The 10,041-nt window shown below is 63.1% G+C and carries 11 protein-coding genes and 2 pseudogenes; 6 read left to right on the top strand and 7 right to left on the bottom strand.

Going from position 1 to position 10,041, the window contains the following annotated elements:
* Nucleotides 1–570 (bottom strand): annotated as a pseudogene (locus tag RKP46_RS00895) (IS21 family transposase); the annotation flags it as partial.
* Between the two features lie 176 nt (nt 571–746).
* Here RKP46_RS00895 and RKP46_RS00890 point away from each other — a divergent pair.
* Both RKP46_RS00890 and RKP46_RS00885 read left to right on the top strand, forming a co-directional pair.
* Nucleotides 747–902, top strand: a complete 156-nt coding sequence (locus tag RKP46_RS00890) for a hypothetical protein (RefSeq protein WP_311104886.1) — start codon at nt 747–749, stop codon at nt 900–902.
* A 391-nt stretch (nt 903–1,293) separates the two neighbouring features.
* Nucleotides 1,294–1,728, top strand: a complete 435-nt coding sequence (locus RKP46_RS00885) for a hypothetical protein (RefSeq protein WP_311104885.1) — start codon at nt 1,294–1,296, stop codon at nt 1,726–1,728.
* Between the two features lie 137 nt (nt 1,729–1,865).
* Here RKP46_RS00885 and RKP46_RS00880 read toward each other — a convergent pair whose 3' ends face one another.
* From RKP46_RS00880 to RKP46_RS00855, 6 genes are all read right to left on the bottom strand, one after another.
* On the bottom strand, nt 1,866–2,807 hold the full coding sequence (locus tag RKP46_RS00880) for a CysB family HTH-type transcriptional regulator (protein WP_311104884.1): 942 nt from the start codon (nt 2,805–2,807) through the stop codon (nt 1,866–1,868).
* 31 nt (nt 2,808–2,838) lie between these two features.
* Nucleotides 2,839–3,909: a sulfate ABC transporter ATP-binding protein gene (locus RKP46_RS00875; protein ID WP_311097578.1), complete on the bottom strand. Its 1,071-nt coding sequence runs from the start codon at nt 3,907–3,909 to the stop codon at nt 2,839–2,841.
* Nucleotides 3,906–4,802, bottom strand: a complete 897-nt coding sequence (gene cysW / locus RKP46_RS00870; protein ID WP_311104883.1) for a sulfate ABC transporter permease subunit CysW — start codon at nt 4,800–4,802, stop codon at nt 3,906–3,908. Before cysW ends, RKP46_RS00875 begins: the two co-directional genes overlap by 4 nt.
* 1 nt (nt 4,803) lies before the next feature.
* On the bottom strand, nt 4,804–5,640 hold the full coding sequence (cysT, locus tag RKP46_RS00865; protein ID WP_311104882.1) for a sulfate ABC transporter permease subunit CysT: 837 nt from the start codon (nt 5,638–5,640) through the stop codon (nt 4,804–4,806).
* 153 nt (nt 5,641–5,793) lie between these two features.
* The gene (locus tag RKP46_RS00860) at nt 5,794–6,804 is read right to left on the bottom strand and encodes a sulfate ABC transporter substrate-binding protein (protein ID WP_311104881.1); all 1,011 of its coding nucleotides are present in this window, start codon (nt 6,802–6,804) and stop codon (nt 5,794–5,796) included.
* A gap of 143 nt (nt 6,805–6,947) precedes the next feature.
* Entirely contained in the window at nt 6,948–7,451 is a 504-nt protein-coding gene (locus RKP46_RS00855) for a hypothetical protein (RefSeq protein WP_311104880.1), read from the bottom strand.
* A gap of 114 nt (nt 7,452–7,565) precedes the next feature.
* On the opposite strand from RKP46_RS00855, the gene RKP46_RS00850 reads away from it, so the two are divergent.
* The 4 genes and pseudogenes from RKP46_RS00850 to RKP46_RS00835 all read left to right on the top strand — a co-directional run.
* Complete coding sequence (locus tag RKP46_RS00850) at nt 7,566–7,865, top strand: c-type cytochrome (RefSeq protein ID WP_311104879.1); 300 nt, start codon at nt 7,566–7,568, stop codon at nt 7,863–7,865.
* 13 nt (nt 7,866–7,878) lie between these two features.
* Entirely contained in the window at nt 7,879–8,550 is a 672-nt protein-coding gene (locus tag RKP46_RS00845; protein WP_311104878.1) for an FAD/NAD(P)-binding oxidoreductase, read from the top strand.
* Nucleotides 8,547–9,062, top strand: a complete 516-nt coding sequence (locus tag RKP46_RS00840) for an alpha/beta hydrolase (protein ID WP_311097585.1) — start codon at nt 8,547–8,549, stop codon at nt 9,060–9,062. The genes RKP46_RS00845 and RKP46_RS00840 overlap by 4 nt, the downstream gene beginning before the upstream one ends.
* Nucleotides 9,063–9,361: 299 nt before the next feature.
* Nucleotides 9,362–9,856, top strand: a pseudogene (locus RKP46_RS00835) (IS5 family transposase); the annotation flags it as partial.
* Nucleotides 9,857–10,041: the final 185 nt, after the last annotated feature.

Here is a 10,041-nt window from a genome sequence, read left to right as displayed (position 1 = left end):
GCAGTGGGTCCGGTCTGGTGAGCAGAAACGGGTCAATTCTGGTGAGCGCCAAGGGTACGTGTAGTTCGAAGCACCCAGCACGGCCAGGAAGATCGCTGCCTGGCGGATGTCACCGGTCATCGAGTTGGTGATCGGCACCGTTGGGCCGGCGTAGTCGATGAACAGTTTCTCGCCCGCGGCGTGCGTCTGGCGCAGGCTGAACGAGAGCCGGACGACCCACCGCCGATAGTGGGCGCAGCAGCCGCTGTAGTGGTAGCCCGACGGATGTTCGGCTTTGTACTCCTGCCATAGCAGGTCGAGCGTCACCCCTTTGCGTCGCAGTTCGCGGTGCACACCCGGCCAGTCGGGTTCAGGACGAGTCTGGCTCGACGCCGCCGCCGGCGGGTAGAGCTGCGCCTCCAGCCACGCCTCACTCGTTTCGGCTGGCAGCGGCCACGCCACGCCAACGAGCTTCGCTCGGCGGAGAATTTCGCCGACTGTCGTCGGCGAGCTATTGACCACCCAAGCGATCTCGCGATGGCTGAGGCCGCCCGCGTGGGACAGCCATAAAACGTCAACAATCTTGCGCATGGATAACCTGGTATTCGCCAGGTGGCCCTCGGTAAATTCACCGAGGATGCCACGGTTATCCCGCGCGCTACGCTAGCACGAATGACTGTCCAGTTTGCTGTGGAATCACTGTCCAGTTTGCTGTGGAATACGCACCTTCGACATGCCGCGCGCGCCGCCTGTTCGAAGCGGCCGGATTGAGCGTCGTTCCCGCGCCGACCGAGTTCCGCAGTCGGCGCCAGAAGCCGATCGACGCCTTCGATTTCCTGCCGCAGGCGAGCGCAAACCTGAACAGCTACTATGCCCTGCACGAGTATCTCGGCCTGCTGTGGGCTGCCCTGCCGCGCCCGTAAGCCGGGCATCGTCATGCTGCGCGCCGGGCGGGAGCGCTGCACAAGGTGCGTTCCCGCGCGTGCTGCACTGCTGCCGCTTCGCGCGTACAGCTTGTATCATCGTCAGCATCGACAACCCGAAGGGGGCACTTGCATGGCCAACACCAAGACCATCAAGCTGGGCCTGACCCTCGCCGCGCTGCTGATCGCCCCCGTCGCACTCGCCTACAACGACTTCAGCGCACGCAACGACTGCGTGGACTAGGTTGCCGGCTGGGGCTCGTCGTATTTCAACGCGCGTGACGTACAGGTCAACGAGACCGGCCACCGTTCCTACGCCGTCAGGGGCCTGGTCGACGACCGCGACGGGCGCCAGCAACGCTTCGATTGCCGCATCGAAAATCGCGAGGTAGTGAGCTGGAACGTCTCGCAGCACAGCGCGCATGAGCACAAGAAGAGTGGCAGCGGCAAGGCTCTGGCGATCGGTGCCGGCGTCGTCGGCGTCGCCGCACTGCTCGCCGTCCTCGCCTCGAACTCGAGCAAGGACGCCGAACACGACGACAAGCGGACCAGCTACAACACCGGCAAAATGTCGCCATTCAACGACATGCGCTATCTGCGCACGGAATGCGCGCGCGTCGTCCGGGCTCATCTGGCGAACGAACACGGCGACGTCGAGCGCCTCTACCTGAGCAACGCCGACCTCAACGGCCGCACCTTGAGCGGCGACGGCAGCGTCGTCTTCAGCGCGGGCGGCGAGCGCAGCCTGACTTTCTCCTGTGCCTTCGACCGTGCCGGAGCGATCTACGACGGCAACTACAGCTACCGCCGCGCAGGCTACCGCTGAGCTGACCTGACGATGGCCGACGGCGCCGGCTGGCGGAGCGCTTGACCGGCGCAGGCGGCGAATGGGCCTTGGTCTGCCCTAGCCCGTTGACCTGTCATCGAATCGAAGAGATAGCTGTACTGACGAGGCAACCCAGTTCAGTCAGCCCCGCCATTCTGGTGAGATCGCAATGCGGCCTTGATGGTCTCCTCGCCGAGGTCCGGACAGACCTTTTCGATGAAGGCATGGGCATAGCTGCGCAGGTAGATTCCCCGGCGCGCAGCGAGGCGGGTTGTATTTGCTGGGAACAGGTCGGGCACCGGGATCAGCGCAAGGTTGCGGTCCTGTTCGGCATCGTAGGCGACTGAGGCGACGATGCCGACGCCTAGCCCAAGGCCAACGTAGGTCTTGATCACGTCGGCGTCGATAGCCGAGAGCACGATGTCGGGGACTACCCCGGCATCCGAAAACGCCTGGTCAATCTTGGTGCGCCCAGTGAATCCTTCGTGGTAGGTAATGAGAGGGTAATCGCCGAGCGTTTCCAGCGTGATCCCCCCTGCCGCGAGCAACGGATGGCCGTGGGGAACGATGATCGCGTGGTGCCACGAATAGAACGGGAACGACGCCAGTTCGGGAACGGTGTCAAGGCTCTCAGTCGCGATGCCGATGTCGGCCCGCCCCGAAACCAGCAGGTCGGCGATTTCGCCCGGGCTCCCCTGCAGCAGGGTCAGGTGCACCTTCGGGTAGTCGGCCTTGAACCACTTTATGATGGTCGGCAGGGCGTAGCGCGCCTGCGTGTGCGTGGTCGCCACAACAAAGTGACCCGTTTCCCGGCTCGCAAACTGGTCGGCGATTCGCCGCAGGTTCTGTGTGTCGAGGAGGATGCGCTCGACCACGCCAACCAGATCCTTGCCGGGCTCGGTCAACCCAAGCAGCCGCTTGCCGCGGCGGACGAAGATCTCGATCCCGAGTTCGTCCTCGAGATCCTTGATGTGCTTGCTGACGCCCGACTGGGACGTGTAGAGCGCGTTGGCGACCTCGGTCAGGTTGAATTCCTGGCGGACGGTCTCGCGGATGATCCGGAGCTGCTGGAAGTTCATATGGCCTGTTCTCTCTCGTCATTCATTGCGTTCAGGCCGCCAGGGGCTGTTCGTCAGCGAAAACTCGGATGTTGCGCGGGCGCAGGGAAACGTGGTCCCCTTCGCGCAGGCCGAGGACGTCCAGCGTGTCGCGCAGCACGGATACCTCGAGCAGTTGCCCGTCCTGACGCGTCAGCTCGACTTGGGCAAGCGGGCCGATAGCGACCACGCGCTGGATCCGGGCGGGAAGGCCGTTGCCTGGTGCGCTGGCCGGCAGCACGTCGAATTCGTGCGGGCGAACGAAACCAAGCGCGCGGCTGTTGTCCTGCTGGACCGTAGCGACGGGAAGCGCGTGATCGCCGACGTGCAACTGGCCTGCCTCGACCCGCCCGTGGAACAGGTTGACCGAGCCGAGGAAGCTGGCAACGAACGGGGTCGCCGGATGATCGTAGACCTGGTCGGGAACTCCGGTTTGCTCGACCCTGCCCTTGTTCATCAACACAACACGATCGGACACTTCGAGGGCTTCTTCCTGGTCGTGGGTGACGAAGACACTGGTGACATGGATCTCGTCATGCAAACGCCGCAGCCAGCGGCGCAGTTCCTTGCGCACTTTGGCGTCGAGCGCGCCGAAGGGCTCGTCGAGGAGCAGCACCTTGGGCTCAACCGCCAACGCGCGGGCGAGCGCGATGCGTTGGCGCTGCCCCCCGGAAAGCTGCGACGGGTACCGGTCGGCGAGCCAGCCGAGCTGGACGAGGTCGAGCAACCGGCTCACGCGCTTCTTGATTTCGTTCTCCGATGGCCGCTGTCTTCTCGGTTTCACGCGCAGACCAAAGGCGACGTTGTCGAATACGGTCATGTGACGGAACAGCGCGTAGTGTTGAAAGACGAAGCCGACCTGGCGGTCGCGCACGTGGCGGTCGGACGCATCGTCTCCCTCGAGCAGTATCCGGCCGGCATCCGCCCGTTCGAGCCCGGCGATGATGCGCAGGAGCGTCGTCTTGCCGCAGCCTGACGGCCCCAACAGGCCGACCAGTTGGCCGGAAGGAATGTCGATGGAGACGTCGTCGAGCGCGTGGAAAGCGCCGAAGTGCTTGCTGATATTGCGGATGCCGATGCTCATGATGCGTTCTCCGTAGTATTGGATTCGTCGGCCTGCCGGCGTCCCTGGCGCTCGACCAGGGTCTTGAGACCGAGGGTGACGATGGCCAACAGGGCAAGCAGCGAGGCCACGGCGAAAGCCGCTGCATACTGGTATTCGTTGTAGAGAATCTCGACGTGCAGCGGCATCGTGTTGGTGAGTCCGCGGATGTGACCGGAAACCACCGATACCGCGCCGAACTCGCCCATCGCCCGCGCGTTGCAGAGGATCACGCCGTAGAGCAGACCCCACTTTATGTTGGGCAGTGTCGTATGCCAGAACACCTGAAACCCGGAGGCGCCCAGGACAACGGCCGCCTCCTCTTCCTCGGTCCCCTGCGCCTCCATGAGCGGAATCAACTCGCGCGCGACGAACGGGAATGTGACGAAGATGGTCGCCAGTAAGATGCCAGGCACCGCGAAAATGATCTTCATGTCGTGCTCCGCCAACCACGAACCGAACCAGCCCTGGGCACCGAACATCAGCACGTAAATCAAGCCGGAGATGACAGGCGATACCGAGAACGGCAAGTCGATCAGCGTGATCAGCACGCGCTTGCCGGGGAACTCGAACTTGGCGATGGCCCAGGCGGCCGACACTCCGAAGACCAGGTTCAGCGGGACCGAGATCGCGGCGGTGAGCAGCGTCAGCCGGATCGCCGCCAGCGCGTCGCGGTTGGTGAGTGCCGCCAGATACGTACCCCACCCCTTGCGCAGCGCCTCGGAAAAGACCGAGAACAGCGGAAACAACAGGAAAATGGCGAAGAAGCCGAGAGCGATCGTAATCAGGGTAATCTTGACCCACAACGGCTCGCGCGCGGTCGGCGTTTCGAAACGTTCGAGCGAACCGGGTTGCAGTACCATGGTCGCGCTCATGTCATGCTCCCTTCGAGTATCGGTTCTGCATCCAGCCCTGCAGGGCGTTGATCACCAGGAGCAGGATGAAGGAGATGACCAGCATCACCGAAGCGACGGCGGTGGCGCCTTCGTAGTCGTACTGCTCGAGCTTGGTGATGATCATTAGAGGCGTGATCTCGGACACCAGCGGGACATTGCCGGCGATGAAGATGACCGACCCGTACTCACCGACGGCGCGCGCGAAGGCCATCGCAAAACCGGTCAGCAGGGCCGGTAGTACATGCGGCAGGATGATCCTGACGAAGGTCTGCCAGCGCGATGCGCCGAGGCCGGCGGCGGCTTCCTCGACCTCCTTCTCGAGGTCGGCGAGGACCGGTTGCACGGTACGCACAACGAAGGGCAGCCCGATGAAGACGAGCGCTAGCACGACACCTTTAGGGGTATAGGCAATTTCAACCCCATGTTCGGCGAACAGACCGCCGATTGCCCCATTCTCGGCGTAGATGGTCGACAGCGCGATGCCGGCGACAGCCGTTGGGAGCGCAAACGGCAGGTCGACCAGGGCGTCAACGAGGCCCTTACCGGGAAAACGGTAGCGGACCAACACCCACGCGAAGACCAGCCCGAAAACGACGTTGACCGCAGCCGCAAGCAGCGACGCGCCGAAACTGAGCTGGTAGGAAGCGACGACGCGCGGGTTGCTGACGGCGCTCCAGAACGCCTCCCAACCCATCCCGATGGTTTTGCTGCCGACCGCGCTGAGCGGGATCAGCACGATCAGCGACAGATAGAAGATTGTGTAGCCGAGCGATAGGCCGAAGCCCGGCAGCGGGCTGTAGCGTCTGAATGTTGCCATGATTGATTTGGGTTCCCTGGTTGCTGCAGCGCAGCACGGAAGCGCAGTCTAGAACCCCGCGCTTATTCCGCAAAATAACAAATACGCAACAGCTAAGTCGAAAAAGGAATAAACGCGGAGCCTGCCAGGGCACCGTGGCGCCGCACCACCGGATCAGCGCTTGCCGCCCGGTGCATAGATCTGGTCGAAGATGCCACCGTCGGCGAAATGAACCTTCTGCGCGTTGCGCCACCCGCCGAAGACCTTGTCGATTGTGACCAGCCTAGTCGTGACGAACTGCTTGCTGTACTTGGCCGCCACCTTGGCATCCTGCGGACGGTAGAAGTGCTTCGCCGCGATTTCCTGGCCTTCAGGCGAATACAGGTACTCGAGGTAGGCCTGGGCCACCTTGCGCGTGCCGCGTTTGTCGACCACCTTGTCGACCACCGCGACAGGCGGCTCGGCAAGGATCGACAAGGACGGCGTCACGATCTCGAACTTGTCGCCGACCTCCTTGAGCGAAAGATGGGCCTCGTTCTCCCAAGCCAGCAGCACGTCGCCGATGCCGCGCTCGACAAAAGTGGTCGTCGAGCCGCGGGCGCCGGAATCGAGCACGTTGACGTTGCGATAGACCTGGCCGACGAATTCCCTGGCTTTCTCTTCGTTGCCGCCCGGCTGTTCGAGAGCATAGGCCCAAGCCGCGAGGTAGTTCCAGCGGGCTCCGCCGGAGGTCTTCGGGTTCGGGGTAATGATGGAAACGCCCGGCTTGACCAAGTCGTTCCAGTCCTTGATACCCTTGGGGTTTCCCTTGCGGACCAGGAAGACGATCGTCGAGGTATAGGGAGAGGCATTGTTCGGCAGCCGCTTCTGCCAGGCCTGCGGAACCAGCCCCTTGTCTGCGATCGCGTCGATATCGTAGGCCAGCGCCAGTGTCGCCACGTCGGCTTCGAGACCGTCGATGATCGCACGCGCCTGCTTGCCGGAACCACCATGCGACTGGTTGAAAGTCAGGTTGTCGCCCGCCTTGGCCTTCCAGTGCTTGGCGAATGCCGCGTTGTAGTCCTGATACAGCTCGCGCGTCGGGTCGTAGGAAACGTTGAGCAGGGTGATGTCGGCCGCGACTGCCGTTCCGCCCAGCGTGGCGGCGGCAAGAAGACCGGTGAGGATCGAGGTGAACTTGTTCATGGATGCTCCAGGGTTGGGGTAAAGGTTGAAGTGTGGGCGCAGTCTAGGCAGGCGAACCCGGACGCCCAACGAAGGTTTCCTTATGTGCTTATGAGCGGGTGGCGGAACATGTTTGGCGCCACCGTGCTAAGGAGAACCGTGCCTCAGCTGTCGACGGTGTAGCCATGGACCGTCAGCAGGCGCACCGCGCGCTCGATGCGCACGCGCCGTGATACCTGGGGCGCTCGCTCAGCCGCCGGGTTTTCCGGCGGCGCCACGTCGTATCCGAACTGCTGCAACCAAGTGCGAATCGCGAACAACCCCTTCTTACCGATGCCTTCCGCCTTCTCGATGCGCCGGTAGCCGAGCAGCGCCACGTCTTGCGGCGTGAACTCGCGGCGGCCGAAGATCTTGCGCAGGGCGTTGCGCTGCAGGGTCGGCAACTGCGCGCCGAGATGCTCGCCGCGGGCGGGCATCTCGGCGCCGCCAGGGACGGTGGTGGCATGGGTAGGGTCTGACATCGCGATCGCTCTTCTTCGACGAAACCGGGCGACAATACGGCGGGCAAGACTACGGGCCGCGCCATCCGCGTGGAACGATGATTTCCTGATAACCATATGCCTGCGCACCACGGTCGCCGACCCAACCACGGCAAGCCGACTAAGCATATTAGAAATCCATCGTTGGCTGCGCCGGGCGCTTGCGGACAATGGTGACATCCGCGACCGGCCTGCGCCGCCGCTTGCAGGAAAGCAACCCGTCCCGCCAGGAGTCCACCAAGAATGAAATGGCTGCTCCCCCTCCTTGGACTCGTCGCCGCCGCTTCGCTCGGCGCTGCCGAGCCCACCCCCGCCAGTTCCTACCCCTATCTCGCTGCCAACTGCCTGAACTGTCACGGCAGTGAAGGCAGGTTCAATCCGGCCATCCCGTCAATCGCCGGTCGCGACAAGGCGTTCCTGCTGGAAACCCTGAAGGCTTACAAGGCGGGCACCAAGGCGGCGACGATCATGAACCAGCTGGCGAAGGGCTACACCGACGGGGAAATCGCGGCGCTGGCCGACTATTTCTCGCGCCTGAGGTGAGGGCGCAGCGACCATGAACCGCATCAACAACGATCGCAAACGCCTGCTACAGGCGCTCGGCACCTCCGCTATCCAGGCTGGCGCCGGCCGCCTTCCCGGTAGCGCCCTGGCCGCATCATCCACAGGTCGCAAACTTGGCCGCGTCGTCGGCGCCTGCTTCGGCGGTGGCACCGTCGCCAAGTACCTGCGCAAGTGGGGCGACGGCGCCATCGAGGTCGTGCTCATCGACCGCAACAAGGAGTTCGCCTCCTGCCCGACCGCCCACGAGGTCCTCGGCAGCAATCGCAAATATGCCACCCTGGGCCATAGCCTTGACGGCATCGTCGACAACTGGGGGATCAAGGTGGTTCACGCCGAAATCACCGGGTTCGACGCCGAGAAGCGCCGCGTGCGCACCGACAAGGCAGGGGAATTCGAATTCGCCTACGGCCACCTGATCTTTTCCCCGAGCATCGATTTCGTCTCCAACGCCATCGCTGGTTACGACGAAAAGCACCCGAAAAGATATTACACGCCTGGAAGGCAGGCCCGCAGACGGTCGCACCGCGCAAGCAACTGGTCGACCTCCCCTGTGGCGGCGGCTGCATCCAAACCGCCCTCAAAGCACCCTACGCCAAGAGCATCTGGTCGGCCACCCCGACCTGGCGAAGAGCCTTCGTGTCGCGCCAACAATCGCTCACCATGACAGAAACCCTGATCATCCCCGGCCTGCACAACAGCGGACCGACGCACTGGCAAAGCTGGTTCGAGGAGCGGCTGCCGGCAGCACGGCGCGTGCACCAGGCCGACTGGGAGCGGCCCGTGCTGTCCGTCTGGGCAGAACAGGTGCGTACCGCCATCGACACGAGTGTCGGCGATGTCTGGCTGGTCGCCCACAGCTTCGGCTGCCTGGCAGCCGTCACCGCGGGCTTTGACCGCCCTGGGCGGATCCGCGGGGCCCTGCTCGTCGCCCCGGCCGACCCCGACCGTTTCGGGATAGCGAAAGTACTGCTGGAAGAGCGCCTTGAATTTCCGAGCATCCTGGTCGCCAGTTCAAACGATCCTTGGGTCAGCGCGAGTGCAGCTGAATACTGGGCCGCACAGTGGGACAGCAAATTCATCAATGTTGGCGATCTCGGCCACATCAACGTGGACTCTGGGCACGGCCCTTGGCCACAAGGGCTGGGATTCTTCGACCGACTCCGCGCTTCACGGTAGCGGAATGGAAGATCTTGCTATGACGTCCGAAGAAATCCGTTCCTGGTGATGCCATGCCTGACATTACACCAATCCGCACAAGTCAGCATATGGGCATACCTCTCACCGATCTCTGTGGCAGCCGTTCGCTGGTCGTGCAATAGCGTTATAATGCATTGTTAATACAGGCGCCTAGCTTGACGCCAAAAACATGCCGATATATTTGGCAAACGCGAAAAACACTGACTCGGTCGCCCTGACCGAAGATGCGAATGGTATACTCTGCACGTCACAGCAGAGGGGATTAGCCAACGAGTCAGATCAGCTTTTCGGAAGCCGACTTTGCCGCGAAGCAGCGGGTCACGAAGCGCGGGCGGCCGCCGATCGGGCTGGAGGGCATGCTGCGAGCGTATCTGGTCCAGCAATGGTACGGTCTGTCGGATGCGGGAGTGGAGGATGCGATCACCGACAGCCAGGCGTTGCGGGGATTCGTGCGGATCGATCTGTCGCGAGAGGCGGTACCCGATGCGACGACGCTGCTGCAGTTTCGCCACTTGCTGGAAGAGAAGGATCTGTCGAAGGCCGTCTGCGAGGCGATCAACGGGCAACTGACGAGCCAGGGGCTGATGATGCGCGAGGGCACGATTGCTGACGCGACGATTCTGGCTGCACCGCCGTCGGTGAAGAACCAAGCGAAGGCCCGCGATCCGGAGATGCACCAGACGAAGAAAGGCAAGCAGTAGCACTTTGGCATGAAGGCGCGCATCGGTGTCGATGCCGAAAGCGGGCTGGTGCACACGGTGCTTGGAACGGCGCGACGCTCACCGCACGTACTCGTTTCCCGACTTGCCGCAGCCTCGGCGCGCCTTGACGTCCATTGATCAGCGCTTCCTTGGATGCAACCGCTACGGACGGTTGATAGCCGACCAGCCGACCAGCCGACCGCTGCCCGTCACCACTCGATCGAAATCGCGATATCTCGTGGTCAGCTCAGCGGGAC

It is taken from the genome of Accumulibacter sp. (genome assembly GCF_031732815.1).
Lineage (GTDB): Bacteria > Pseudomonadota > Gammaproteobacteria > Burkholderiales > Rhodocyclaceae > Accumulibacter.
Note: the sequence above shows the minus strand (reverse complement) of the source record. Positions and strands in the feature narration are given on the sequence as shown.

Coding starts and splice junctions, on each gene's coding strand:
- RKP46_RS00880 (WP_311104884.1), bottom strand. CDS start 2,807: ATGAACTTCCAGCAGCTCCGGATCATCCGCGAGACCGTCCGCCAGGAA.
- RKP46_RS00875 (WP_311097578.1), bottom strand. CDS start 3,909: ATGAGCATCGGCATCCGCAATATCAGCAAGCACTTCGGCGCTTTCCAC.
- cysW (WP_311104883.1), bottom strand. CDS start 4,802: ATGAGCGCGACCATGGTACTGCAACCCGGTTCGCTCGAACGTTTCGAA.
- cysT (WP_311104882.1), bottom strand. CDS start 5,640: ATGGCAACATTCAGACGCTACAGCCCGCTGCCGGGCTTCGGCCTATCG.
- RKP46_RS00860 (WP_311104881.1), bottom strand. CDS start 6,804: ATGAACAAGTTCACCTCGATCCTCACCGGTCTTCTTGCCGCCGCCACG.
- RKP46_RS00855 (WP_311104880.1), bottom strand. CDS start 7,451: ATGCTTAGTCGGCTTGCCGTGGTTGGGTCGGCGACCGTGGTGCGCAGG.
- RKP46_RS00850 (WP_311104879.1), top strand. CDS start 7,566: ATGAAATGGCTGCTCCCCCTCCTTGGACTCGTCGCCGCCGCTTCGCTC.
- RKP46_RS00845 (WP_311104878.1), top strand. CDS start 7,879: ATGAACCGCATCAACAACGATCGCAAACGCCTGCTACAGGCGCTCGGC.
- RKP46_RS00840 (WP_311097585.1), top strand. CDS start 8,547: ATGACAGAAACCCTGATCATCCCCGGCCTGCACAACAGCGGACCGACG.